The organism is Sphingomonas sp. F9_3S_D5_B_2, from assembly GCF_054263715.1.
The window spans coordinates 138326-161426 of record NZ_JBSZFB010000003.1 but is presented as its reverse complement, the minus strand read 5'-3'; the positions used below and the strand labels follow the sequence as shown (position 1 = coordinate 161426).

General features: G+C 66.1%; 26 protein-coding genes. 5 read left to right on the top strand and 21 right to left on the bottom strand.

The features are described 5' to 3' along the window. Positions 1 to 9 precede the first annotated feature (9 nt). The 4 genes from ACUXST_RS09375 to ACUXST_RS09360 form a co-directional block, all read right to left on the bottom strand. The gene (locus ACUXST_RS09375; RefSeq protein ID WP_458389713.1) at positions 10 to 327 is read right to left on the bottom strand and encodes a hypothetical protein; all 318 of its coding nucleotides are present in this window, start codon (positions 325 to 327) and stop codon (positions 10 to 12) included. 7 nt (positions 328 to 334) lie between these two features. Continuing rightward, the gene (gene dnaN / locus ACUXST_RS09370) at positions 335 to 1438 is read right to left on the bottom strand and encodes a DNA polymerase III subunit beta (protein WP_458389712.1); all 1104 of its coding nucleotides are present in this window, start codon (positions 1436 to 1438) and stop codon (positions 335 to 337) included. 96 nt (positions 1439 to 1534) lie between these two features. After that, positions 1535 to 2119, bottom strand: coding sequence for a fasciclin domain-containing protein (locus ACUXST_RS09365; protein WP_458389711.1), 585 nt, complete (start codon positions 2117 to 2119; stop codon positions 1535 to 1537). A 77-nt stretch (positions 2120 to 2196) separates the two neighbouring features. Beyond that, positions 2197 to 3090, bottom strand: coding sequence for a hypothetical protein (locus ACUXST_RS09360; RefSeq protein WP_458389710.1), 894 nt, complete (start codon positions 3088 to 3090; stop codon positions 2197 to 2199). On the opposite strand from ACUXST_RS09360, the gene ACUXST_RS09355 reads away from it, so the two are divergent. Next, positions 3031 to 3825 carry a hypothetical protein gene (locus tag ACUXST_RS09355; RefSeq protein ID WP_458389709.1) on the top strand — a complete coding sequence of 265 codons (795 nt, stop codon included), beginning with the start codon at positions 3031 to 3033 and terminating at the stop codon, positions 3823 to 3825. The genes ACUXST_RS09360 and ACUXST_RS09355 overlap by 60 nt on opposite strands. Here the strand turns inward: ACUXST_RS09355 and ACUXST_RS09350 are convergent. The 3 genes from ACUXST_RS09350 to ACUXST_RS09340 are packed head-to-tail and all read right to left on the bottom strand — an operon-like array spanning position 3822 to position 6263. Beyond that, positions 3822 to 4982 (bottom strand): class V aminotransferase, encoded by a 1161-nt coding sequence (locus ACUXST_RS09350; protein WP_458389708.1) that lies wholly within the window; start codon positions 4980 to 4982, stop codon positions 3822 to 3824. The two genes, ACUXST_RS09355 and ACUXST_RS09350, sit on opposite strands and share 4 nt — an antisense overlap. Then, positions 4979 to 5746, bottom strand: a complete 768-nt coding sequence (locus tag ACUXST_RS09345; protein WP_458389707.1) for a tryptophan 2,3-dioxygenase — start codon at positions 5744 to 5746, stop codon at positions 4979 to 4981. Before ACUXST_RS09345 ends, ACUXST_RS09350 begins: the two co-directional genes overlap by 4 nt. Before the next feature lie 43 nt (positions 5747 to 5789). Further along, the gene (locus ACUXST_RS09340; protein WP_458389706.1) at positions 5790 to 6263 is read right to left on the bottom strand and encodes an outer membrane protein assembly factor BamE; all 474 of its coding nucleotides are present in this window, start codon (positions 6261 to 6263) and stop codon (positions 5790 to 5792) included. A gap of 134 nt (positions 6264 to 6397) precedes the next feature. On the opposite strand from ACUXST_RS09340, the gene ACUXST_RS09335 reads away from it, so the two are divergent. Both ACUXST_RS09335 and ACUXST_RS09330 read left to right on the top strand, forming a co-directional pair. Continuing rightward, a complete protein-coding gene (locus ACUXST_RS09335; protein ID WP_458389705.1) occupies positions 6398 to 6898 on the top strand; it encodes a ubiquinol-cytochrome C chaperone family protein in 501 nt (166 codons plus the stop codon). Continuing rightward, the gene (locus ACUXST_RS09330) at positions 6895 to 7419 is read left to right on the top strand and encodes a YceD family protein (RefSeq protein WP_458389704.1); all 525 of its coding nucleotides are present in this window, start codon (positions 6895 to 6897) and stop codon (positions 7417 to 7419) included. The genes ACUXST_RS09335 and ACUXST_RS09330 overlap by 4 nt, the downstream gene beginning before the upstream one ends. On the opposite strand, the gene ssb is transcribed toward ACUXST_RS09330, so the two are convergent. From ssb to ACUXST_RS09260, 14 genes are all read right to left on the bottom strand, one after another. Beyond that, positions 7416 to 7925, bottom strand: coding sequence for a single-stranded DNA-binding protein (gene ssb, locus ACUXST_RS09325; protein WP_458389703.1), 510 nt, complete (start codon positions 7923 to 7925; stop codon positions 7416 to 7418). The genes ACUXST_RS09330 and ssb overlap by 4 nt on opposite strands. A 26-nt stretch (positions 7926 to 7951) precedes the next feature. Further along, positions 7952 to 9799 (bottom strand): ferrous iron transporter B, encoded by a 1848-nt coding sequence (gene feoB / locus ACUXST_RS09320; protein WP_458389702.1) that lies wholly within the window; start codon positions 9797 to 9799, stop codon positions 7952 to 7954. Beyond that, positions 9796 to 10065: a FeoA family protein gene (locus ACUXST_RS09315; RefSeq protein WP_458389701.1), complete on the bottom strand. Its 270-nt coding sequence runs from the start codon at positions 10063 to 10065 to the stop codon at positions 9796 to 9798. Before ACUXST_RS09315 ends, feoB begins: the two co-directional genes overlap by 4 nt. Before the next feature lie 54 nt (positions 10066 to 10119). Then, on the bottom strand, positions 10120 to 12270 hold the full coding sequence (locus ACUXST_RS09310) for a prolyl oligopeptidase family serine peptidase (RefSeq protein ID WP_458389700.1): 2151 nt from the start codon (positions 12268 to 12270) through the stop codon (positions 10120 to 10122). A 62-nt stretch (positions 12271 to 12332) separates the two neighbouring features. Beyond that, complete coding sequence (locus ACUXST_RS09305) at positions 12333 to 12986, bottom strand: COQ9 family protein (RefSeq protein WP_458389699.1); 654 nt, start codon at positions 12984 to 12986, stop codon at positions 12333 to 12335. Positions 12987 to 12991: 5 nt separating this feature from the next. Beyond that, a complete protein-coding gene (locus ACUXST_RS09300; RefSeq protein ID WP_458389698.1) occupies positions 12992 to 13885 on the bottom strand; it encodes a DMT family transporter in 894 nt (297 codons plus the stop codon). Between the two features lie 33 nt (positions 13886 to 13918). After that, positions 13919 to 14341: a 6,7-dimethyl-8-ribityllumazine synthase gene (gene ribH / locus ACUXST_RS09295; RefSeq protein WP_458389697.1), complete on the bottom strand. Its 423-nt coding sequence runs from the start codon at positions 14339 to 14341 to the stop codon at positions 13919 to 13921. A gap of 3 nt (positions 14342 to 14344) precedes the next feature. Beyond that, complete coding sequence (gene ribB / locus ACUXST_RS09290) at positions 14345 to 15628, bottom strand: 3,4-dihydroxy-2-butanone-4-phosphate synthase (protein WP_458389696.1); 1284 nt, start codon at positions 15626 to 15628, stop codon at positions 14345 to 14347. A gap of 52 nt (positions 15629 to 15680) precedes the next feature. Beyond that, positions 15681 to 16289: a riboflavin synthase gene (locus ACUXST_RS09285; protein ID WP_458389695.1), complete on the bottom strand. Its 609-nt coding sequence runs from the start codon at positions 16287 to 16289 to the stop codon at positions 15681 to 15683. A gap of 9 nt (positions 16290 to 16298) precedes the next feature. Beyond that, positions 16299 to 17255: a bifunctional diaminohydroxyphosphoribosylaminopyrimidine deaminase/5-amino-6-(5-phosphoribosylamino)uracil reductase RibD gene (gene ribD / locus ACUXST_RS09280; RefSeq protein ID WP_458390039.1), complete on the bottom strand. Its 957-nt coding sequence runs from the start codon at positions 17253 to 17255 to the stop codon at positions 16299 to 16301. Positions 17256 to 17268: 13 nt separating this feature from the next. Beyond that, positions 17269 to 17592: a hypothetical protein gene (locus ACUXST_RS09275; protein WP_458389694.1), complete on the bottom strand. Its 324-nt coding sequence runs from the start codon at positions 17590 to 17592 to the stop codon at positions 17269 to 17271. A 53-nt stretch (positions 17593 to 17645) separates the two neighbouring features. Then, positions 17646 to 18317, bottom strand: a complete 672-nt coding sequence (locus ACUXST_RS09270) for an energy transducer TonB (RefSeq protein WP_458389693.1) — start codon at positions 18315 to 18317, stop codon at positions 17646 to 17648. Between the two features lie 87 nt (positions 18318 to 18404). Then, positions 18405 to 19724, bottom strand: a complete 1320-nt coding sequence (gene gltX / locus ACUXST_RS09265) for a glutamate--tRNA ligase (protein WP_458389692.1) — start codon at positions 19722 to 19724, stop codon at positions 18405 to 18407. Next, positions 19721 to 21394 (bottom strand): NAD+ synthase, encoded by a 1674-nt coding sequence (locus ACUXST_RS09260; protein ID WP_458389691.1) that lies wholly within the window; start codon positions 21392 to 21394, stop codon positions 19721 to 19723. Before ACUXST_RS09260 ends, gltX begins: the two co-directional genes overlap by 4 nt. 91 nt (positions 21395 to 21485) lie before the next feature. Between ACUXST_RS09260 and ACUXST_RS09255 the strand changes: the two genes are divergently transcribed. Both ACUXST_RS09255 and ACUXST_RS09250 read left to right on the top strand, forming a co-directional pair. After that, entirely contained in the window at positions 21486 to 22421 is a 936-nt protein-coding gene (locus ACUXST_RS09255) for a ribose-phosphate pyrophosphokinase (protein ID WP_458389690.1), read from the top strand. A 32-nt stretch (positions 22422 to 22453) separates the two neighbouring features. Next, the gene (locus ACUXST_RS09250; RefSeq protein ID WP_458389689.1) at positions 22454 to 23089 is read left to right on the top strand and encodes an SDR family NAD(P)-dependent oxidoreductase; all 636 of its coding nucleotides are present in this window, start codon (positions 22454 to 22456) and stop codon (positions 23087 to 23089) included. Positions 23090 to 23101: the final 12 nt, after the last annotated feature.

Genomic DNA, 23101 nt, shown 5'->3' with positions numbered 1-23101 from the left:
GTCTATACGCTATTGCGGACGGCGGTCGATGACTTCGTAGTGGTCCGCGCGCTCGTCGAATCGCTTGAGAACGGCTCTGGCCGCGGCGGGCACATGGCTAACGCTATAGTCCTCGCCGACGAAGCTGCGGATTGCGTCGATCGTGTCGAACCACATGATCGTCTGGAATTCGACCTCGTCCGCGGACGTGCGCTTCATCAGGTCGATGTGGCGGAAACCCGGAATGTTGCTTGCCTCGATCACGGGGATCACTTCGCCGCGAACGACGCGCTCATAAGCGGCAGCATTTTCGAGCGTCGTCCATCCCCGCCAAACTCGGCAGATCATTCGGACGTCAAACCCGCATCGGCATCAGCACGTACAGGGCGTTCGACTTGTCGTTCTCACGCAGCAGGGTTGGCGCCGCTGCGTCCGCCAGATGCACTTCAACCGTGTCGCCGTCGATCTCGGACAGGATGTCGAGCAGGTAGCGGGCGTTGAAGCCGATCTCGATGCCGTCCGAACCGTAGTCCGCCGCCAGTTCTTCCGTTGCGACGCCGTTCTCCGGCGAAGTCACGGACAGGGTCACCTTGTCGCGGTCGACGCTGATCTTGACCGCCCGCGTCTTCTCGCTGGCGATGGTCGAAACACGGTCGACGCCGGCCGAGAAGCTCTTGGGATCGAGCTTGAGCAGCTTGTCATTCGCTGTCGGGATGACGCGGTTGTAGTCCGGGAAGGTGCCATCGATCAGCTTGCTGGTCAGGACCGCGGTGCCAAGGCCGAAGCGGACCTTGGTGGGAGAAAGCGAAATCTCGACCGTGCCTTCGACTTCCTCGAGGAGCCGGTACAGCTCCTGCACGCACTTACGAGGGACGATGATGTCCGGCATCTCATCGGCGCCGTCAGGGCGCGCCAGCGTCACCCGGGCCAGCCGGTGGCCGTCCGTGGCCGCGGCGCGCAGCTGGTCGTCGACGACGTGCAGGAAGATGCCCATCAGATAATAGCGCGTCTCCTCGCTGGAGATGGCGAAACGGGTCTTCTCGATGACCTCGCGAAGGGTCGCGGCCGGCAGCTCGAAGCGGGTCGGAAGCTCGCCTTCGGCAATGACCGGGAAGTCGTCGCGCGGAAGCGTGGAGAGATTGAAGCGAGCGCGGCCGGCAACGACCTGCATCTTGCCTTCGGCGGCGGTGATTTCGACCTGGCTGCCCTCAGGAAGCTTGCGAACGATGTCGAACAGCGTGTGCGCGGAAACGGTGGTCGCGCCCGGCTGGGTGACGTTGGCGGGCACGCTTTCGTCGACCTGCAGATCGAGGTCGGTAGCCATCAGCCGGAGCGAGCCGTCCTCGCGCGCCTCGAGCAGGACGTTGGACAGGATGGGAATGGTGTTTCGGCGTTCGACGACCGACTGGACGTGGCCGAGGCTCTTCAAGAGTGTCGCCCGTTCAATCGTCGCCTTCATCGCCCATTCGCCCCATCAGCCACGCCGTCGCATCGTTATAGCGAGCGATCACGCGCGGTGAAGTGCTTGAATGCGCGGGAGCGCGCGGCCGGCCTACTACTTGGCCGGCTTGGCGTCTCCGCCGGGTGCCGGGGGCAGCAGGACGGCGTCGATCTGGTGCACTACGCCGTTCGAGAACTGCTGATCGGCCTTGACCAGGTGGGCCTGGTTGCCCTGCGCATCCGTCAGCACGATCGCGCCGCCGTCGCGGGTTGCCGTGAACGTCTGGCCGCTGACCGACATGATCAGGGCCTTGCCCTTCGAATTGTCGATCGTCTTGCCGATGTCGGCGGCAAGCACCGTGCCGGGCAGGATCAGGTAAGTCACGATCGGCGTCAGCTTGGAGCGCTGCTGCGGGTCGCCGGGGTTGCCGAGCGCTCCGTCAGGAAGCTTGGCGAAGGCCGCATCGTCGGGAACGAGGACCGTGTAAGGGCCAGGACCGGCGAGCGTCTTGTCGATCCCGGCAGCACGGGCCGCCGCCATGAACCGGCTGTTGGCTGGAAGTCCGGCAGCAATCGTCTGGCCTCCCGCCGCCTTCGCTGCGGCGGGCGTCTGCCCCGACTTGCTGCCGTCGCCGCCGCTTCCGCACCCACCAAGGATGAGGGCGATCCCAGTTGCGAGCATGAGTGCCGTCTTGTTCATGGGACTCCTTCCACATGCAGCCGAAACGAAACGGCCCGGCAACGACATGCCGGGCCGCTCGCAATGTTGCAATTACCTCAGGTCAGAAGCGAGGCGACGATGGCCTGGACGATCTGGGTCGTCGGGTCGACTTGGTAGATGTAGCCGTTGTTGTACCTATACCAGGCGTTCGGCGTGTCGTAATAGGTCGAACGATAGGCGAGCGGCACGTTGTAGGTGTCGTAGCCCATCGGCAGCGGCTGGCCGACGCTCATGCCCGGAGCAAGCAGCGAGGCCACCGAGGTAATGAGCTGCGAGTTCGGGTCGACCTGGTAGATCGCTCCCGGAGCGTACCAGTAATTCGAGTCCGGCGTGTTGTAGTACATGCTGCGGTACTGGGTCGGCACGTTGTAATAGCCATAGCCCGCCGGAAGCATCTGCCCCACGCCATAGCCGTAGGCATAGGTCGGCACGACATCCTGGATCGTCCCCGAATAGGGGTCGAGCGAGTAGACGTTGCCGTCCATGTAGCGGTAGTCCGCATAGGACGTGTCCGGGTAGAAGGTGTCGAACCCGTAGCCGGCCGGCACATAGCTGTTCATGTACGAACTGGGGAACGTCATGCCCGGCAGGTAGCCGCCGCCGATCAGCGGCAGCAGCTCGTCGATCACATTGGTGTTGCGGTCGACCTGATAGAGGTAGCCGTCCCCGTAGCGGTAATAATAGTTCGGCGTTTCCGGATACAGATAGCTGACCTGCCGCGGCAGTTCGTAGAGCGAGCCGTACGAAGCGGCGCTGGCAAGCGGCGATCCGAGCAGCCGCAGCGGACGGTCATCCGCGTAGCGGACCCGGAAGTCGTTGCTGGCGTAGCGGCGGTTCTCGAAGCGGCCGTAATCCGCATATCGCTGCGAACGACGGTCACGCCACTGACGTTGCTCCATCCGGTCGGCGACGTACTGGCGCCGCTCGAAAATCCGGTTCTGCGCTTCCATGCGGCGCTGCTGCTGCTGCTGCTGCTGGAAAAAGCGCGCCTGGCGCTGGTCATTGTGCCGCCGCTGCTGGAAGGCACGCGCCTGCCGCTGCTCGTTGCGTCGCTCCTGCTGGAACGCACGCGCCTGCTGCTGCTCGATGCGCCGCCGCTGCTGGAAGACGTGCGCCTGGCGCTGCTCGCGCTGCTGGAACGCTCGGGCCTGCCGCTGATGCTGGCTGCGCTCCCGTTGCTGGAACGCGCGCGCCTGACGCTGCTGGTGACTGCGCTCGCGCTGCTGGAAGGCACGAGCCTGTCGCTGCTGACTGGCCCGCTCTCGCTGCTGGAAGGCGCGTGCCTGACGCTGCTGATTGCCGCGCTCACGCTGCTGAAACGGGCGTGCCTGGCGCTGCTGGTTGCCCCGCTCGCGCTGCTGGAACGCGCGGGCCTGACGCTGGGCGTGTTGCTGACGCTGGGCCGGCCGCTCGGCGCGCCGTTGACCGCCGCCGCCGTGATTCTGATGCGGGGCGGACGCGTGCCCGCCATGGCCGCCTCCATGTCCGCCGTGCGGTCCCGCCGGAGCGGGCGTCGCGATTGCCAGCGCCGCAACGCCCGCAATCAACATGACCTTCGTCATGGTGGATCTCCTTCGTCGCTGCCAACGGCTCGGCATGAGCGTCGTTCCGCAACCGACCTGTTCGACCGACCCGTCTACCCCACTAGGGTGAACCTCATATTTCTTTGTTGTTCAGGTAGTTAGAGGTCGTGCAGGAGCTGCGTGAGCCGCTCGACGTCCTCTGCGTCCTGATAGATGGCGAAGCCGATACGCAACACGCCGCCGCGGACGTCGGTGATGCAGTTGCGGGCCTTGAGGGCGGCGTGCCAGAGTTCCGCGTCCGGATGGCGGAAGGCCAGGAAGCGCGCTTGCGGACCTTCGCCCGGCGTATTCAGCAGTTCGGCCTCAGCCAACGGAGACCCGGCAAGCTGCCCGAGCAGCAAGCCCTGCAATCGTCCGGCATGAGCAGAGATACGGTCGGTGGTGAGGTCGTTCTCGCGAAGCGTCCGCTGGACTGCGTTGAACCGGTAGAGCGCTGACGGGTCGAAGGTCGCGCCCATGAACCGGCTCGCGTCCCTGGCGTAACCGACGCTCCCAGGCGGCAGGCTCAGGTCCTCGAACTCGGCGAACCAGCCGGTGACCGGCGGGCGCGGGCCGAAGCCTGCGGGCGCATGCATGAACGCGCAGCCCTCGCCCGCCATTGCGTATTTATATCCGCCACCGAGGTAGAAGGCGGTGTCGGCTGCTCTTCCTGCGAACGGCCGGTCGAGCGCCATGAACGCGTGGTAGCCGTCGATCACGACCCACGGGCCTTCCGGGCGACTGAGTCCTGCAAGCTCGTCGACCGCAGTGAAGATGCGGCCGCTGCCGAACAGCACCTGGCTGACGAGGACGAGGTCGTGCTCGCCGCTTGCCGCGGCCGCGAGGAAGCGCGACGCGAAGGTGTCGAACGGGTGGGTGGCGATCTCCTCCAGGAGGATGTCCCCGCTCTCGACCCAGCGGGCGAATTGGCGGCGCGCACTGTGGAACTCGCCGCCGCTCGCAAGCACGCGCAAGGGCTGTCCCCCACGGCGCGGCGCCGCAGCCCACAGCCGGATCAGGAAGTCGTGGGTGTTCGCGGCAAAGACGATGGCGTCGGCCATGCCCGTGCCGAGTTCCTGCGCGACATTGGCCTGGGCTTCGGGCCAGACCTCGCCGATCACCTTGTCCCACTTGCGGTCGGCGAGCCTCGCCGCGTCGTTCCACGCTTCCACCTGGCCTTCGAAGCTGGCGTCGGGCCAGAGGTGATGGCTGTGCGCTGCGAAGTGCAGCCGGTCGGGGTCCGCCGCGAGGCTTCGTGCGAACAGCGGCTTGAAGCTCAAAGATCGGTCCTCAGCGCCCACAGCTCGGGGAAGATGCGCTTGTCGAGCGTTGAGCGCAGGTAGGACGCACCTTCGGAGCCGCCGGTCCCCGCCTTGCTGCCGATGATCCGCTCTACGGTCAGCACGTGCTTGTGACGCCAGGACGCCAACCCGTCGTCCAGATCGACCAGTTTTTCAGCGAGTTGGTAGAGGTCGAACCAGCGCTCGGAGTCGCGGTAGACCTCCAGCCACGCGGCAGCGAGTGCGGCTTGCGACCGATCGCCGAGATCGAAACCCGATCGCTCCAGCGCAGCATGGGATTCATCGCGCAGGCTCGGCGCCGCAAGCGCCTGGTCGAGACGGCGGCGCTCGTCCGTGCCCTCCGCATAGTGCCGCAAATAGACCGGATCCTTGAGCCCGAGGCGGAATTCGAGTTCGCGGAACTGCGCGGACTGAAAACCCGACGATGTGCCAAGCACGTGCCGGAAGGCGAGATAGTCGACTGGGGTGAGGGTCGAGAGCACGTCCCACGAGAGCGTCATTACCGACTGGATCCGGCTGACCCGCGCCAGTGCCTTGTAGGCTGCAGCGAAGGAGTCGGTGCCGACAAGCGGGATGGCGAGCTCCAGCTCGTGGAGCATCTGCTTCATCCACAGCTCTTTGGTCTGGTGGATGACGATGAACAGCATCTCGTCGTGAAGGTTCGACAGCGGCTGCTGGGCGGTCAGCAGCTCGTCGAGCTTCAGATAGTCGGCATAGGTCATGCCAGCTGGCGTGGCGGTCATGCCGCCGGACTATAGGAAAGCCGCCAGGCGAGGAAGCTCGCCGCTATTGACCCTGGTTGCCGGAGCTCGGCGTCCCCATGCCGGGAGCGCCAACGCTGCCGATGCCGCCGAAGATTTCGCTGAAGATGTCGTGCTTGCGGCCCAGCGTCGGCGTCGAGCGCTTGGTCGGGTCGATGTTGGCGACCATGTTCTTGCCGGTTCGCTCAACCGCGGCGACGTTGCCGGCATTGTCGAAGCGGATGTGGAGCACGGTCTGGTCGGTCACGCGCGGATTGCGGAACGCGAACGTCGAGGTGTCGCGGGCGATATAATACCAGTCGTTCGCCGTGAACTCGCCAGCGAAGGTTGGGCGACCGAGGGTCTTTTCAACCGAATCCTTGTTGTCGACGCCCGGCTGGATCCCGGTCACGAGCTGCGGGTCGAGCACAGCGCCCCGGTGGGCCCGGACGCCCGCGCAGCCCGCGAGCGACGCCACGCCGGCGGCGGCGAGGGTGACTTTCAACAGCGCAAGCTTCATCGTTTCGAACCTCTCTTGAGCGCCGGAGCCTAGCGGGAATTGCCGCCGCTCTTGCCTGTCGGCGCGTCCGCCTCAATATCCTTGGCTCCCGCACAGGCGCAAGGCTTGGCGCCAATCGAGACCAAACGCACGCTATGCTCCGCTTCCTGTTCCCGCGATTAACGGCGCGTCCCGCGCGCGGTGCCGAGCTGTTCGCCGCCGTCACTCACGAGGCGCGCCAGCCGCACTGGTATGTCGAGGGGCAGGTCCCCGACTCGCTGGACGGTCGCTTCGCCGTCCTGTCGACGATCACCGCTCTGGTGCTGGTTCGACTGGAGGAAGGTGGGCTCCGAGGCGAGGCCGCCGGCGTGGCGCTGACGGAGCGGTTCGTGGAGATCATGGAAGCCGAGCATCGTGAGCTCGGGCTTGGCGATCCAGCGCTTGGCCGCAAGGTGCGCAAGCTGGTGTCGGCGCTCGGCCGCCGTGTCGAGCTGTGGCGCTCGGCAACGGGGGGCGGAGACTTCAACGCCGCTGCCGTCGAGAGCCTCGAGGGCCTCGCCGAAGGTAGCGAGCACAACAGCCAGGCGCTGCGCCAGCTCTGGTCGCGGCTCAAGGCCGTGCCGACGGGGGAAATTGCCGAAGGAAGGATCGGATGAGCGCCAATTTCGCGCACAATTTGAAGATCGATCATATCCGTGATGGCGACCGGCTCGACCTCGTCGCTTCGGAGAGCGAGCGGCAGGCGACGGCGGAGCGGCTCGGCCTGGAAAGCCTGGAGCGGCTCGACGCGCACGCGGTGCTCAGCCGCAAGGGCATGGTCGTGGAGGCGACAGGCCGGGTGATGGCTTCGCTCCACCAAAGCTGCGTCGTGACCGGCGACCCCGTCCCCGCTCACCTCGACGAGCCTTTCGACATCGTCTTCACGCCGGAGCCGGAGCCCGCGCGGTCCGACGAGGAAGTCGAGCTTGGGTCCGCCGATTGCGACGTCGTGTTTCATGACGGCAGCACGATCGACCTGGGCGCGGCGATCGCCGACACGCTGGCGCTCAGCCTCAACCCCTATCCGCGCAGCCCGGGTGCCGAGGCGGCGCTCAAGGAAGCGGGCGTGATTTCGGAAGAACAGGCCGGTCCCTTCGCGGCCCTCGCGGCACTGCGGAAGGGCAACGAAAGCTCCTAGAAAGGAACGTCGTCGTCGAGGTCGCTGTCGAAGGCCGCAGGCTGCGGACGCGATTGCGGCTTGGAGCCGCCTCCACCACCGCCGCCGCTGCCGCCGCCGAACTCGTCATAGCCTTCGTTGAAGCCGCCGCGCGAACCACCGCCCGCGCCGCCGCCACCACCGGGCCCGTCGAGAAGCACCAACTCGCCGCGAAACTTCTGGAGCACGATCTCGGTCGTGTAGCGGTCGTTCCCGGACTGATCCTGCCACTTGCGAGTCTGGATCTGGCCCTCGAGGTAAACCTTGGAGCCCTTCTTCAGGTAATTCTTGGCGACCCGGCCGAGGTTCTCGTTGAAGATCGCGACCGAGTGCCATTCGGTCTTTTCCTGCCGGTTACCGTCACGGTCCTTCCAGTTCTCCGACGTCGCGACGCGGAGGTTCACCACCTCACCGCCGTTGCTGAACGAACGCGACTCCGGGTCCGCGCCGAGGTTGCCGACCAGGATCACCTTGTTCACGCCCGCCATGTCACTCTCCTAGAATCGAGCGACAGCTATAAACCGAGCGCGACCGCCGTCCAGTAGGTCGCGCCGGCCGCAATGTAGGCAAGCACGAACAGATAGCTGACCATGAACAGCGGCCACTTCCAGCCGTTGGTCTCACGGCGAGTGACCGCAATGGTCGAGATGCATTGCGGGGCAAATACGAACCAGGCGAGGAACGCGAGCGCCGTGGGAAGCGGCCAGCGCTGGCGCAGCTTGTCTTCGAGGCTGCTTGCCGCCGCAGTCTCGTCATTCGAGTCGATCGAGTAGATCGTCGCGATCGCACTGACGGCGACTTCTCGCGCAGCCATCGTCGGCAGGAGGGCCATGGCGATGTCGTGATTAAAGCCGATCGGCCGGACGACGGTTTCGATCGCGTTGCCGATGTGGCCGGCGATGGAGATGTCGCTCTGCTTCTGGCCCGGTGCGGCCTGCGGGATGCTCGCTAGCGCCCACAGGACGATGGTGGTGCCGAGAATGATGGTGCCGGCGCGCTTGAGGAAGATCTCGGTGCGGGTGAGCAGGCCGAGCGCAACGTCCTTGACCGGCGGCCACTGGTACTTTGGAAGCTCCATCATGAAGCCGCCGCCGCCGCCCTTGAGGACGCCGCGGCGAAGCACGAGGGCGGCAATGAGCGCACCGGCAATGCCGCAGATGTAGAGGCTGAACATGACCACGCCCTGCAGCCCGATGCCGATGACCAGCCGCCGATTCGGGATGAAGGCAGCGATGATCAGCGTGTAGACGGGGAGCCGCGCCGAGCATGTCATCAGCGGCGCCACCAGGATGGTCGTCAACCGGTCTTTCGGGTCTTCGATGGTGCGAGTCGCCATGATGCCGGGAACTGCGCAGGCGAAGCTCGACAGCAACGGAATGAAGGCCCGCCCGGACAGGCCCGCGCCGTGCATCAGCTTGTCCATGAGGAAGGCGGCGCGGACCATGTAGCCGGTGCCCTCAAGAAGCAGGATGAAGAAGAACAGGATCAGGATCTGCGGCAGGAAGGTGATCACCGCACCGACGCCGGCGATGGCGCCGTCGACGACCAACGACCGCAGCAGGCCTGGGGGGAGCGCGCCGCTTGCCGCTGCCGACAGGGATGCGACTGCGCCTTCGATCCAGGACACCGGTGTCTCGCTCCACGAGAACACCGCCTGGAACATCAGGAACATCACGAGCGCGAGGATGATCGGCCCGACGAGGGGATGCAGAAGCACGGCGTCCAGGCGGTGCGTCCAGCGGCGCACCGGTGTCTCGCTGACCACCGCGGCGCTGGCGATCTCCCGAGCCCGCTTCTGCAGGTGAATCAGGTCGCTCTTGACGTGGGTGTGGACGCCACAGCGGGGTGACGACAGCATGTCGTCGAGCGCTGCATGCACCTCGCGAATGCCGCGGCGGCGCACCGCGACCGTCTCGATCACCGGGACGCCAAGCTCCTGCTCCAGCTTCGCCTGGTCGAGTTCGAGGCCGTCACGGCGAGCGAGGTCGACCATGTTGAGCGCGACGATCGTGGGAAGCCCGAGGTCGATCAGCTGCAGTGCGAAGCGCAGGTGGTTGTCGAGGTTGGAGGCGTCGAGGACGATGAGCAGGGCGTCGGGCTGGCGCTCCCCCTTCTGCTTGCCGAGGAGCACGTCGCGAGTGACCGCTTCATCAGGGCTGACGGGATCAAGGCTGTAGGAGCCGGGCAGGTCGACCACTTCGACCGGCCGGCCATCGGCAAGAGTCAGGCGTCCCGACTTCCGTTCGACCGTGACCCCAGGATAGTTGCCGACCTTCTGGCGAGCGCCGGTCAGAGCGTTGAACAGGGCGCTCTTGCCGGCATTCGGATTTCCGGCGATCGCAACGAGCGGGAGCGGGTTCACTTCTTGGCGGGGAGAACGCGAATCGCGCGGGCGTGGCGGCGGCGGATCGCCACGGTCATTCGCCCGACCCTGACGGCGATCGGATCGCGCCCGAACGGACCGAGGTGGAGCGGCTCGATTGCCACGCCCTCGTCGAAGCCGAAGTGGCGCAGCCGGCACGCTTCGCTCTCGTCCAGCGCATCCCAGTCAATCGACAGGACGCGCGCACGGGACCCCAGCTCAAGCTGGTCGAGCGGGATCGTCCCCAGGTCGACGGGCGCGTTCATTCTTGCAAGTGATTATCATTAACCGGAGAGGATTTCCACCCCTCCAGGGCGCAGCTATTTCGCCGCTGGCGACGACGGCGACCCGTCCATCAGCTTGCGGGTAAGATAGACCATCTCGAGCGCGTCCGTGTGGGCGACTTGTTTGAGGTTCGCACCGGCCGCGTGGCCGCCTTCCGTATTCTCATAATAATAGAACGGCAGGCCGTATTCCTCCATCCGCGCGGCGAACTTGCGGGCATGCTGCGGACCGACGCGATCGTCCTTCGTCGTGGTGAAAATGAAGGGCTCTGGATAGCGGCCGTCGCGGCGCAGGTTCTGGTAGGGCGAGGTCTTCTCCCAGAAGGCGCGGACCGCGGGGTCGTTGTCGATGCTGCCATATTCGCCTTCCCAGGACGCGCCGGCGGCGATCTTGGAAATGCGGATCATGTCGAGCAGCGGGACTTCGATCAGCACCGCCTTCCACAATTCGGGGTGCTGGATGAATTCCACGCCCATCAGCAGGCCGCCGTTGGAGCCACCCTGGATGCCGAGCTTCGCCGGACTGGTGACCCGGGTCGCGATCAGGTCCTTTGCGACCGAAGCGAAGTCGTCATAGATGCGCTGGCGCTGAACGCCGAGGCCGGCGTCGTGCCACTTGGGCCCGAACTCGCTGCCGCCGCGAATGTTGGCCAGGACGTAGACGCCGCCTTTCTCGAGCCAGAGCTTGCCGTTGATCCCGGAATAGCTGGGCGTCATTGCAGCGCTGAATCCGCCATAGGCGTAGAGCAGGGTCGGGTTATCGCCGTTGAGCGGCATGTCAGCCCGGTGGACGATGAAATAGGGGATCCTGGTGCCGTCGCTGGACGTCGCCTCGCGCTGATCGACCGTCAGGCCGGCTGCATCGAACTTCGCCGGCTGAGCCATGATCTTCTGCGCCGCGCCGCTGGCTGCGTCGGCCAGGTAGAGCGACGGCGGCGCCAGAAAGCTGGTCACGCCGATCAGGGCCCGATCATCGGTGTTGCTGGTGCTGGCGACGAACACGTCGGAATTGTCGGGCAGGTCCATCGCCTGCCGGTGCCAGCTGCCGTCAGCGGCGGGCGTGAACAGCAAGGTCCGGCCGCGCACATTGTCGAGCGTGGAGACGAGCAGCACGTTCTTCGACGAGCTGGTGCCCTGAAGCGCTTCACGCAGGCCCGGCTGGTAGATCAGCGTCGCCTTGGGGTGCGCGGGGTCAGCCCGCAGCTGTGCAAGGTCCAGCGACACCAATGAGCCGGCGGCGAACTTGTCGCCGCGATTGCCGGCCGGCGCCCAATCCTCTTCGAGCGATGCAATCACCTTGCCGGCGACCAGATCCGAGAGGTTGTTCTTCTCCGGCATGGCGACGCGCTCGGCGCCTTTCGGAGTGAGGATGTAGGTCTCGGAGTGGAAGGTATCGAGCGGGCGCGAGATCACGGCCAACGTGCGGTCCTGACCGTCGCGAAGCACATAGGGAGTGACGCCGTAGCCGCCGTCATCGGGCTTGCCGCGGAACACTTCGACCGCCGCCGACAGCGGCTGCCCGCGCTTGAGGCGCTTGACGATGTAAGGATAACCGGTGCGGCCGAGCTCGCCCGGCTTCCACTCGCGGCTGATCAGGAGCGTATTCTCGTCCACCCAGCTGACGCGCTGCTTGCCCTTGGGAAGCTTGAAGCCGTTGGGCACGAATTTGCCGGTGCCGAGGTCGAATTCGCGGACCGTGACCGCGTCCTCGCCGCCGTCGGACAGACTGATCAGGCAGCGGCGCTCGAGCGGGCGGGCGCAGTCGGCGCCCTTCCACACCCAATTGGCCTTTTCGGCCGCGGACAACAGGTCGAGGTCGAGCACCGTTTCCCACTGCGGGTTGCCGCTGGAGTATCTGGCCAGGCTCGTCCGCCGCCAGATCCCGCGCACGTGACTGGCGTCCTGCCAGAAGTTGTAGACGTGATCGCCGCGGAAGCTGCCGTAGGGGATACGGTCGGTCGCCTGAGCGATCTGCAGCGCCTCGTCGTAATACTGCCGGTAGCGCGGGTCCGCCTCCAGAACCGACTGGGTCCTGGCGTTGTGGCTGTTGACCCAGTCCATGGCTTTCTGGCCGGAAACGTCCTCGAGCCAGATGTACGGATCCCCCGGCGTCGCGGCCTGCTGGGCGGCGGTCGCACCGGTGGTGACGATCGTCATGAGGAGAAGGCCGAGAAACGCCGCGCGCATAGATGCTCCCACGAAACAGGTCTGTGCAGCATCAAAGCGGCTCGCCGGATGTCAAGCAGCCCTCAACGAGGGGGATAGCGCAGTCGACCAAGGAACCGCGAAAGGCTGAGGCGGCGGTCGGAGGAGCCGCGCCATTCGGCCTTCCATTTCTCGAAGTTCATGACGTCATTGATCCGCCGGTCGAGGAAGGCGGAAGTTTCCGCCATGCCCTCGCTCTGATCGTCGAGCCAGACGAGCAGGGTCGAGCCGTAGACTGCACCCAGCGTCATTCGCTTGGTGTAGTGATTGAAGTCCGTGCTGGTGTCGCCGGCGATGCGCCAAATGACGTCGGCCGTCCGCCAGCTGATCCGCAAGAACAGCGGGACGTTCTGCGGCATGGCGAGGATGGCGAGACCCCGGCGCACGGCTTCGCGGGCGGGCGCCATGATCTCCAGGCGGCGCCAGACGATGGCTCGAATCCTCTCGCGAATCTTCAGGGTCTGCAGCCGCTCCGGCGTGAACCATGCGTCGAGCGCGCGGTCGACTTCCCGGATGTACTGGTCGACCATCGCTGCCTGCCCTTTCGGCATGGCAAGGCGCGCCTGAACGGGGTCGATGCCGAGCTGCCCGGCGGCGCTGTCCACCGCCTGCATCGTCCAGCCGTCGAACACGGCGTTCTCGCCAACGGCGAGAGCAAGGCGGCGGCGCAGCTGCTCGAGGGGACTCGGGTCGTCCATGCCGCTCAACTGGGCTGGCGCTCGCCCGTTCGCAACCCCCGCTCCGGCAGGCGGACCAGCACGAGTGCGGCGGCGATGGCCGCTGCTCCGATGAAGTCGGCGGGCGAGAGCCGCTCGTGATAGGCGAGCCAGCCGATCATCGCCGAGACGGCGGGCTGGGTGAGGAGCGCGAGGCCAACGACCATCGGCGGAAGCGTGCCGATGGCATAGACGAGCAGCCCCTGACCGAGCACCTGACTGGACAGCGCAAAGATAAGCAGCGGCGTCCAGTCGTGCGGCCAGATGCGCTCGCCCGTCGCACTGCTGATGACGAGCAGCGGCGGGATGGCGAACAGCGTCGCAAGCAGAAGGAGCGGCATCGGCTGGAGCTCGGTCCGGGCGCGCTCGACGAAGATCAGATAGCCGCCATAGAGGATGCCCGCGACGAGGGTGAGAAGGTCGCCCGCCAGATTCTTCGGGGAGAGTTCGTAGCTGCTGCTCATCAGCAGCGCAGCACCTCCGACCGCCAGCGCGAGCGCGCTGCCCTGACGGGTCGTCGGCATGGTTCTGGCCAGCCACAGGCCGTAGATCACGAACACGAAGCTGCCGCTGTTACCGAACAGGGTCGCATTGCCGAGTTTGGTCATGCGGATGCCGGCGTTCCAGCTGGCGAGGTCGAGTGCGTAGAAGATCGCCGCAATCACGACGGTGATGAGGAGCGCCTTCTTCGGCCAGCGCGGCGGCTGCCCGGCGATGCGGGCAACAATCAGCAGGAATGGCAGCGCGAGCGTCAGGCGCCAGAAGCCTGCCGCAACCGGCCCGACATCGGCAAGGCGGACGAGCCACGGACCGAACGCCAGCGCGACATTGCCGAACAGCAACGCCGGAAAGGCAAGGCGATGAGGCTTGGTTGCGGTCACCTGGCGCGCATAGCGGGCGCGCGCCGCGATGCACTAGGGCGCGTACTTGTTTCTGAGCTCATACATGGCGAGCGCAGCCTGGGCGGCGGCGCCACCCTTGTCTCCGCGCGCCGGATCGGCGCGGTAGAGCGCCTGTTCCTCATTCTCGACGGTGAGGATGCCGTTGCCGATCGCGAAGCCCTGCAGCGTCAGGTTCATCAGTCCCCGCGCACTTTCGTTGGAGACCACTTCGAAATGGTAGGTCTCGCCGCGGATGATGACGCCCAGCGCGACGAAAGCGCAGAAGCGGCCGCTCCGCGCGGCCAGCGCGATGGCGCCGGGGAGTTCCAGTGCGCCGGGTACGGTGAGCGTCTCATGCCTGTGGCCGGCGGCCTCGATCGCCGAGCGTGCTCCAGTTAGCAGCATGTCGTTGAGTTGCGGGTAGAAGCGCGCCTCGGCGAGGAGGATGGTCGACATCGCTCAGCTCGCCTCCGGGATCGGCCGCTCTTCAATGATCGCCAGGCCGTAGCCGGACAGCGCGACCGGCGAGTGATGGCTGTTGGTCAGCAGGATCATGTCGTGGACGCCCAGCGCGGCGAGGATCTGGGCGCCGATGCCGTAGCCGCGGACCGCATCGCCGGCTTCGGCTGGCTTGCCCGAGCGCTCGCCGATGGTGCGCGAGAGCGATCCGGCGGCGGCGGCGTGGAGCGCGACGAGGACTCCTGACCCCTCGTCTTCGATGGCCCGCATGGCGCCGTGCAGAAGGCCGGCGCGCGGCCCCGATTCGCCAAGCACGTCCGCGAACAGGTCGAGGCTGTGCATGCGCACCAGCACCGGTTGTGACGGGTCGACGGAGCCGTAGACAAGCGCGAGCTGCTCCTCGCCGTTGGCCTTGTCGCGGAAGACCTGGGCCTGCCACTGCGCGCCGCTGCGGGCAGTGAATGACGCTGCCGCCACGCGCTCGACGAGGTGGTCCTTCTTCAAGCGGTAGGCGATCAGGTCGCGGATCGAGCCGATCTTGAGGCCGTGCGTGCGTGCGAACTCCATGAGGTCGTCAAGGCGGGCCATGGTGCCGTCGTCGCGCATGATCTCGCAGATCACCGCGCTCGGGTTGAGGCCGGCAAGCCGCGAGATATCGACTGCGGCCTCGGTATGGCCGGCACGGACGAGCACGCCACCGGGGCGCGCGACGAGCGGGAAAACGTGGCCCGGCGACACCAGCGCGTCGACTGCGTTCGACGAATCGATCGCGACGGCGATGGTGCGGGCGCGGTCGGCCGCGCTGATGCCCGTCGAGATGCCCTCCTTCGCTTCGATCGACACCGTGAACGCCGTCTCGTTGCGGCTGCGGTTGGTGCGCGTCATCGGCTCCAGGCCGAGCTGGTCGGCGCGATCCTTTGTCAGGGTCAGGCAGATCAGCCCCCGGCCATGCCGGGCCATGAAGTTGATCGCGTCCGGAGTCGCCATCTGCGCCGGGATGATGAGGTCGCCTTCATTCTCGCGCGATTCGTCGTCGACGAGAATGAACATGCGGCCGTTGCGGGCCTCGTTGATCAGCGTCTCGGTTCCGACCAGGACTTCGGTGTTGCCGCCCTGGATCAGCTTTTCGAGCCGAGTCAGGGTGTCGGCGGTCGGATTCCAGTCGGGCTGGCCAAGCTTGCGCAGGCTGTTGGGGTGGAGGCCGGCCGCCCGGGCGAGGCCGGAGCGGCTCACCTCGCCGGTCTCGATGATGGCGTTAAGCCGTTCCATAAGTGTGGTGCTCATGAGCGCACTGTATCACATTGCAATGTGATGAAAAGCAGGAACAGCGATGTTCCTACTGTGCGCGGGCGGCCATCATGCGGTCAATGTACCGCGCCAACACGTCAACTTCGACATTGAGCTGTCGGCCTACGGTGAGATCGTCGAAGGTCGTATGCTGGGCCGTGTGCGGGATCACGTTGATGGAGAAATGCGCGGCCCCATCCTCTGCGTCCCGCACGTCGTTCACCGTCAACGACACGCCGTCGAGCGCGACCGATCCCTTGGGGGCGATCATAGTGGCAAGCGCCGACGGGACCCGCAAGCCGATGCGCGTCGAATCCCCTTCCGCACAGACCCCGACGACCTCGGCAACCGCGTCGACGTGACCGGTGACGATATGCCCACCAAGCTCATCGCCAAGACGCAGGGACCGTTCCAGGTTCACGCGCGCCCCTTCGCGCCACAGATCGGCGGCCGTCCGCGACACAGTCTCGCCCGAAACGTCGACGGCGAACCAGTCGTCCCCCTTGTCGACGACGGTCAGGCACACGCCGGAGCAGGCGATCGAAGCGCCAAGGTCGACGCTGGCCATGTCGAATGTGGTCGCGATGGTCAGCCGGAGGTCGCCGCGCTGCTCGACGCTGCGGACGGTGCCGACATCGGTGACGATCCCCGTGAACATCGCCCGCGCCTAGCTTTCCCGGACCCGCTCGTAAACTTCGAGCCGGTCGACGCCGAGGCGCTGCTCCTCGACCAGCTGCCATCGGCCGTGCGCATCGGCGATGTGGTCGAGGCCGACATAACCGAACGACGACTTGCCTTCTCCGACGATGATGGGTGCCCGGTAGATCAGAATGCGGTCGACGAGGTCCTGCGCCAGGAATGCCGAGGCGGTCGACGATCCGCCCTCGACGAGCAGGTCGTTGACGTCATGAAGCCGATGCACACCCGCCGGAGAACGCACGGTTTCCCAGCCATCGACAGCTTCGCCGCGGGTCAGCAGCGCACGGCGCGGCGAGCGGTCCTCGATCCCTGGAAGCCGAACGTCGAGACGCGGGGCATCGGCGAGATAGGTGGCGCGACCGACCAGGATCATGTCCGAGTGAGCGCGCTCGACATGTACATGCCGACGGGCGTCCTCTCCCGTGATCCACTTCGATTCGCCTGACGGCAGCGCAATTTTGCCGTCGATCGACAGTGCGAGCTTGAGGGTGATGCGCGGCCGTCCAAGCTCGACGCGGGTCAGCCAGCCCGCAAGCGAGTGCCTGGCAGCCTCACGGCCCACACCTAGCTTGACGGTCACGCCCGCGTCGCGGAGGCGCCGGATTCCCTTGCCGGAGGTACGTAGATCGGGGTCCTTGAGCGCAATGACCACGCGAGCCGGCCGCGCGTCGGCGAGCAGCGAGGCGCAAGCGGGCCCGCGCAGGCTATCATGAGCGCAGGGCTCGAGCGTCACGTAGACGGTCGATCCCGTCGCGCGGCTGCCCGCCTGATCGATAGCGATCGCTTCCGCGTGAGGGCGTCCGCCACGCGCCGTCGCGCCGCGCCCGACGATGTCGCCGGCCGCTCCGACTATGACACAACCGACATTCGGGTTGGGAGCGCTCAGGCCCCTCGCGTCTTCGCCGAGCGCAAGCGCCTCGGCCATGAACCGGCGGTCGTCACTCAATCCCGAACTGCTTCTCAAGCTGCTGGAACTGGCGCCGCTTCTCCTTCTTAGCGGCTTCGAGCGCGGCCTGGTCCTTCTTCTGGTCGGCGGCCATCTCGGCGTCGGTCCGGTTTTCGGGCCAGCTCTCGGCATAGACGATCTGCTCGCCTGGCTGCGTGTTGACCTTCGGATCGACGAGGAAAACGATGATGATGATTGTGGTGACCAGGACCGAAAGCATCGCGCCGATGACCTGCTCGCGGCTGCGCTGGCGCATGAAGGCCGCCAAGTCGCGGAATGCAGCCGCCGGGCCGACGGGTTTGGGCAGGATCGACATGCAAGGGAAGATAGGGCGCGGCACAGCGGGGTGCTAGTCCGCGCCCATGAGCCTCAAGCGTCGAGCTGGAAGCTCAATGTAATGACGGTCGTGGTCGCAACGGCGCGGCCGTCCACGGTTGCCGGACTATAGCGCCAGTGGGCGATCAGATGGCGCCGGGCGGCCTGGAGGAAGACCGGATCGGCGCGTCCGACCGGTTCGACCGAAGTGACCCGCCCGTCGGCGCCGATCGCAAGCCTCAGGTGAAGCACGGCCTCCTCTTCATTGGCGAGCTTCGCCTCGGGGTACGGCGGGCGGAGCTGAGAGGGCGGAGTCAGAAGCCGAGGCTCTACCGTGACCGGCCGCGGTATCGGACGCGGCAGCGGGATCGGGTCCACGGTTGGGCCGACGATGGGACCGGGATCGAACGTAGTGGTCCCGCTGAGGTCAACAGGGTCCTGCTTTATCGGATCGGTTGGAACCTGCGGCTTGGGATGGGTGAGCCACTCGTTGGACGGCTGCGGCGTCGGCTTTGTCGCCTTCGTCTCGTCGTTTGGCGGCGGTGGCGTCGGGTCACGGGGCATGGTGACGATGATCGGCGGGTCCGCCTCGCGCGCCGGGAGATCCATCTTCCACGCCATCAGTGCCGCGATGCCGGCAACGTGGGCGGCGATGATGAACAGCATCGTGTTCGGTGAGGAACGGCGTCCGGCTGGGTCCGGGCGATTGGCGGCATAGGCTAGCATTGGCCTCTCCTTCATCGCACTAGTATGAACGAAATGTTACATCATTACATTTGTTCCGCAAGAGGAGATTTGCAGCGCCGTGCTCGACTAGCGTTTTGCGGCTGCCTCAAGCCTGCGCAATGCCCTCTCCTTGCCCATCGCGGCCAGCAATCCGGCCATTTCCGGACCACTGTCGCGACCGGTCAGCGCCAGCCGCAGCGGGTGAAAGAGGTCGCGGCCCTTCTTGCCTGTGACCTGCTTCACGCTGTTCGTGAGCTGTCGCCAGGTCTCGCCATTCCAGTCGAGCGTAGCTGCCCGGCTGGCGGCCTCCCTGACCACCAGCCGCTCGTCGTGGCCGAGTTCCGTCGGTTCCAGTTCGCCGTGGAGCACTCCAAGCCAGCCAGGGAAGTCCGCGAGGGACTGGAGATTGGGACGGAGCAGGAGCCAGTCAGTTTCGGTAGCGCCAGCCGGCAGCCGGTCGGCCACTTGGCCGTAATCGAGGCTGTGCATCAGCCGCGCGTTGATCAGCTCGACCTCGTGCGGGTCGAAATGCGCAGGAGCGCGGCCGAAGGTGGAGAAGTCGAAGTCGGACGCGAGTTCGTCGAGCGATGCGAAGGGCTCGACCGGCCGCGACGTGCCGATGCGCGCCAGGACCGACAACAGCGCCATCGGCTCGAGGCCGGCTTCCTTGACCTGCTCAATCCCGTAGGCGCCCAGCCGCTTCGAGAGCTTGCCCTCGGCGGCGACGAGCAGCGCTTCGTGTGCGAAGCCCGGCGGGTTAGCACCCAGCGCCTCGAACATCTGGATCTGGCTGGCGCTGTTCGACACGTGGTCTTCGCCGCGCACGATGTGCGTGATGCCGAGATCAACGTCGTCGATGACGCTTGGCAGCAGGTAGAGCCAGCTTCCGTCCTCGCGCCGGACGACGGGATCACTGAGCAGCTTGGGGTCGAACTTCTGCTCACCGCGGACGAGGTCGTCCCATGCGATCGGACGATCGGGATCGAGCCGGAACCGCCAGTGTGGTGCGCGGCCCTCCGGCACCGGAGCATCGGCGGCCTTGCGCTCGTAGACCGGCGGCAAGCCGCGGCCGAGCAGCACCTTGCGGCGAAGGTCCAGTTCATCCGGCGTCTCGTAGCAGGCGTAGACCCGCCCTGAGGCCTTCAGCCGCTCGAATTCCCGCTCGTACAGGTCCAACCGTTCGGACTGGCGGACCACGCGGTCCGGTGTGAGGCCCAGCCAGTCCAGATCGTCGCGGATTTGCCGGTCGAACTCGGCGGTGGATCGCTCCCGGTCGGTGTCGTCGATCCGCAGGATGAACTCGCCGCCGTGCTTGCGGGCGAAGAGAAAGTTGTGAAGCGCTGTCCGGATATTGCCGACGTGCAGCCGGCCCGTTGGCGAAGGCGCAAACCGCGCAACGACGCTCATCGCGGCAGCTTGACCTGCGGGCCGGTGTGGAACGCGCTGGTGATCGGGTAGCGGCGGTCGCGGCCGAAGTTGCGGCTGCCGATCTTGACGCCCGGTGGCGCCTGCCTGCGCTTGTACTCGGCCTTCAGCAGCTTGGATTCGATGTCAGCGACGAGCGCAATTTCCTGGCCGGTCGCGAGCGCGACCTCCTTCACCGACATCTCCTTGTCGACGAGCCCTTCGAGGATGCGGTCCAGCACGGAATAAGGTGGGAGGCTGTCTTCGTCCTTCTGGTCGGGCCGGAGCTCCGCCGTCGGGGGCTTGGTAATCACGCTTGCGGGCATCACCGGACCGTCGGGACCCAGGGCGCCTTCCGGCTTCACGCGGTTGCGCCACTTGGACAGGGCGAACACCGTGGTCTTGTAGGCATCCTTTAGAACCGAATAGCCGCCAGCCATGTCGCCATAGAGAGTCGCATAGCCGACGCTCATCTCGCTCTTGTTGCCGGTCGTCAGAAGCATGTGCCCATGCGCATTCGAGAGCGCCATCAGGCTCACCATGCGCAGCCGCGCCTGCACGTTCTCAGCGGCCAGACCAGTCAGCTGCGGAAGCATCTCGTCCACAGCCGATACCGCGGGCGCGATCGACACGACGTCAAGACGGCAGCCCAAGAGGCGGGCGCAATCGCGCGAGTCGTCGAGGCTCTCGTCGCTGGTGTACTTGGACGGCAGCATCACGCCCCAGACCTTGTCGGGTCCAAGCGCATCCACGGCTACCGCCGCGGACAAGGCGCTGTCGATCCCACCGGAAAGCCCAAGGATGACACCAGGAAAGCCGTTGCGCGTGACGTAATCCCGAAGCGCCACGATCATCGCGTGGTAGATGTCGGCCGGGTAGGGATCGAGCGCATGCCTGGCGCGCGTCAGGCATTGCCAGCCGTCCGCCTGCCGCTCCCAGTCCGTGACCAGAAGGTCTTCCTCCCAGTCTGCCATCTGCACGACCAGCTCGCCGTCCGAGTGCATGACGAAGGATGAGCCATCGAAAGCCAACTCGTCCTGGCCGCCGACGCGGTTCAGATAGCCGATTGGGAGGCCCGTCTGGACGCAGCGCGCGCGGACCAGCCGCTGGCGCAAGTCATCCTTGTCGAGCTCGTAGGGGCTGCCGTTCGGCACGAGCAGCAACTCGGCGCCGGCATCGGCGAGGTGACCGCAGACGACTTCCTGCCAGATATCCTCGCAGATCGGCACGCCGATCTTGACGCCGCGAAAGTCCAACGGCTCCGGCACCGGTCCGGACGCGAACACACGCTTCTCGTCGAAGGTGCCGTAGTTTGGCAGCTCCCGCTTCAGCGTCCGTCCAATCACCCGCCCGCCGTCGGCCAGCAGCATCACATTGTAATTCTGCCCGCCCTCGTTGATGATCGTTCCGATCAGCATCGCAGGCCCCGGCTCCGCGGTCGCATCGACCAGTCGCTCGGCATGCTCCATCGTCCGCCGGACGAACTCGGGTTTAAGCACCAGATCCTCGGGCGGATAGCCGGTCAGCTGCAGTTCCGGACAGACGAGCAGGTCGGCATCGCCCGCCTGACGGCGCATCTCCAGCATGGCGGCGGCATTTGATCCGAGGTCGCCGACCCGCTGGTTCATCTGCGCAAGCGCAATCTTGAGACGCTGGGTGTCGGACGCGGCCATGCAGGCGATTTAGCGACGCTCGGCGCCGTAGCAACCTTTACGGACTTGCAAGTGGCTCGCTAAAGGCCGTTCTCCGCTGGAGATCGTCACGATGAAACTGCTCGCCGGTAACAGTAACTTGCCGCTTGCCAAGGCGATCTCGGACTATCTCGAGATGCCGCTGACCGATGCCAGCGTCCGCCGCTTCGCCGACGAGGAAGTTTTCGTCGAGATCAACGAAAACGTCCGCGGCGAGGACGTGTTCGTGATCCAGTCGACCAGCTACCCGGCCAACGACAATCTGATGGAAGTGCTGATCTGCATCGACGCGCTTCGCCGCGCGTCCGCGAAGCGGATCACTGCGGTGCTGCCCTATTTCGGCTACGCCCGGCAGGATCGCAAACCGGGGCCGCGAACGCCGATCTCGGCCAAGCTGGTCGCCAACCTGATCACCACCGCCGGTGCCAACCGCGTCCTGTCGATCGACCTGCACGCGGGTCAGATCCAGGGCTTCTTCGACATCCCGACGGACAACCTGTTCGCCTCGCCAGTGATCGCCGCCGACATCCAAGCCCGGATGGGCAACCGCGAAATGCTGGTGGTCTCGCCGGACGTCGGCGGCGTGGTTCGCGCCCGCGGCCTTGCCAAGCGGCTCAACAACGCGCCGCTGGCGATCGTCGACAAGCGCCGCGAGCGCGCCGGCGAATCCGAAGTCATGAACATCATCGGCGACGTCGAGGGCCGCACCTGCATCTTGATCGACGACATCGTCGATTCGGCTGGCACGCTTTGCAACGCCGCGGCAGCGCTCAAGCAGCAGGGCGCGAACGAGGTGTTCGCATACTGCACGCACGGCGTGCTGTCGGGCGCAGCCGCAGCCCGCGTGTCGAAGTCGGAGCTCACCGAACTCGTCGTCACCGACTCGATCTGGAGCGGCGAGCCCGATCCGAAGGACTCGAAGATCCGGCGGCTGACGGTCGCGCCGCTGCTCGCCGAGGCGATCCGCCGCATTTCGGACGAAGCCTCCGTTTCCAGCCTGTTCGACTAGGGAACTCCCGCCCCGCGCTGCGTTGAAGCGCCATGCCCAATGTCCTGATCACCGGCGCGAACCGCGGCATCGGCCTGGAGTTCGCGCGCCAGTATGCCGCCGACGGCTGGGACGTCATCGCGACCGCTCGCCAGTCCAGCCCCGAACTCGACGGCCTTGGTGTGCGCGTCGAGCAGCTCGACATGCAGGACCTCGATGCCGTTGTCGGGCTGGGCGAGCGAATGAGCGATCTCGACCTCCTGATCGCCAACGCAGGCACGTGGATCCCGGAGCAGGCCCAAACAGCCGAGGAAGGACGCGCCTGGACGCAGATGCTGGTCACCAACACGATCGCCCCGTTCCTGCTCACCAAGTCCGTGCTCGGCACCGTCGGCAGAGCGGGCGGCAAGCTGATCGCGCTGACCAGCGGCATGGGCAGTATCGGGGAAAGCAGCGGCGGCTATGTGCCGTACCGGACCTCCAAGGCGGCGCTGAACATGGCCTGGCACTCGCTGGCGATCGAAGCGAAGCGGTCGGGTGTTGTCGCGGCGGTGCTCGATCCCGGCTGGGTGAAGACGCGGATGGGCGGCCCCAATGCGCCGCTGCCTCCGGAACAAAGCGTCGCCGAGATGCGGGGCGCTGATCGAGCGCTTGGGACCGGACGACAGCGGCGGCTTCTTCAAGCGTGACGGCTCCCGGCA

Excerpts from the sequence above, each read along its gene's own strand:
- ACUXST_RS09375 (WP_458389713.1), bottom strand. The coding sequence starts at position 327 with ATGATCTGCCGAGTTTGGCGGGGATGGACGACGCTCGAAAATGCTGCC.
- dnaN (WP_458389712.1), bottom strand. The coding sequence starts at position 1,438 with ATGAAGGCGACGATTGAACGGGCGACACTCTTGAAGAGCCTCGGCCAC.
- ACUXST_RS09365 (WP_458389711.1), bottom strand. The coding sequence starts at position 2,119 with ATGAACAAGACGGCACTCATGCTCGCAACTGGGATCGCCCTCATCCTT.
- ACUXST_RS09360 (WP_458389710.1), bottom strand. The coding sequence starts at position 3,090 with ATGGAAGCGCAGAACCGGATTTTCGAGCGGCGCCAGTACGTCGCCGAC.
- ACUXST_RS09345 (WP_458389707.1), bottom strand. The coding sequence starts at position 5,746 with ATGACCGCCACGCCAGCTGGCATGACCTATGCCGACTATCTGAAGCTC.
- ACUXST_RS09340 (WP_458389706.1), bottom strand. The coding sequence starts at position 6,263 with ATGAAGCTTGCGCTGTTGAAAGTCACCCTCGCCGCCGCCGGCGTGGCG.
- ACUXST_RS09335 (WP_458389705.1), top strand. The coding sequence starts at position 6,398 with ATGCTCCGCTTCCTGTTCCCGCGATTAACGGCGCGTCCCGCGCGCGGT.
- ACUXST_RS09330 (WP_458389704.1), top strand. The coding sequence starts at position 6,895 with ATGAGCGCCAATTTCGCGCACAATTTGAAGATCGATCATATCCGTGAT.
- ssb (WP_458389703.1), bottom strand. The coding sequence starts at position 7,925 with ATGGCGGGCGTGAACAAGGTGATCCTGGTCGGCAACCTCGGCGCGGAC.
- ACUXST_RS09315 (WP_458389701.1), bottom strand. The coding sequence starts at position 10,065 with ATGAACGCGCCCGTCGACCTGGGGACGATCCCGCTCGACCAGCTTGAG.
- ACUXST_RS09310 (WP_458389700.1), bottom strand. The coding sequence starts at position 12,270 with ATGCGCGCGGCGTTTCTCGGCCTTCTCCTCATGACGATCGTCACCACC.
- ACUXST_RS09305 (WP_458389699.1), bottom strand. The coding sequence starts at position 12,986 with ATGGACGACCCGAGTCCCCTCGAGCAGCTGCGCCGCCGCCTTGCTCTC.
- ribH (WP_458389697.1), bottom strand. The coding sequence starts at position 14,341 with ATGTCGACCATCCTCCTCGCCGAGGCGCGCTTCTACCCGCAACTCAAC.
- ribB (WP_458389696.1), bottom strand. The coding sequence starts at position 15,628 with ATGAGCACCACACTTATGGAACGGCTTAACGCCATCATCGAGACCGGC.
- ACUXST_RS09285 (WP_458389695.1), bottom strand. The coding sequence starts at position 16,289 with ATGTTCACGGGGATCGTCACCGATGTCGGCACCGTCCGCAGCGTCGAG.
- ribD (WP_458390039.1), bottom strand. The coding sequence starts at position 17,255 with ATGGCCGAGGCGCTTGCGCTCGGCGAAGACGCGAGGGGCCTGAGCGCT.
- ACUXST_RS09275 (WP_458389694.1), bottom strand. The coding sequence starts at position 17,592 with ATGTCGATCCTGCCCAAACCCGTCGGCCCGGCGGCTGCATTCCGCGAC.
- ACUXST_RS09270 (WP_458389693.1), bottom strand. The coding sequence starts at position 18,317 with ATGCTAGCCTATGCCGCCAATCGCCCGGACCCAGCCGGACGCCGTTCC.
- gltX (WP_458389692.1), bottom strand. The coding sequence starts at position 19,724 with ATGAGCGTCGTTGCGCGGTTTGCGCCTTCGCCAACGGGCCGGCTGCAC.
- ACUXST_RS09260 (WP_458389691.1), bottom strand. The coding sequence starts at position 21,394 with ATGGCCGCGTCCGACACCCAGCGTCTCAAGATTGCGCTTGCGCAGATG.
- ACUXST_RS09255 (WP_458389690.1), top strand. The coding sequence starts at position 21,486 with ATGAAACTGCTCGCCGGTAACAGTAACTTGCCGCTTGCCAAGGCGATC.
- ACUXST_RS09250 (WP_458389689.1), top strand. The coding sequence starts at position 22,454 with ATGCCCAATGTCCTGATCACCGGCGCGAACCGCGGCATCGGCCTGGAG.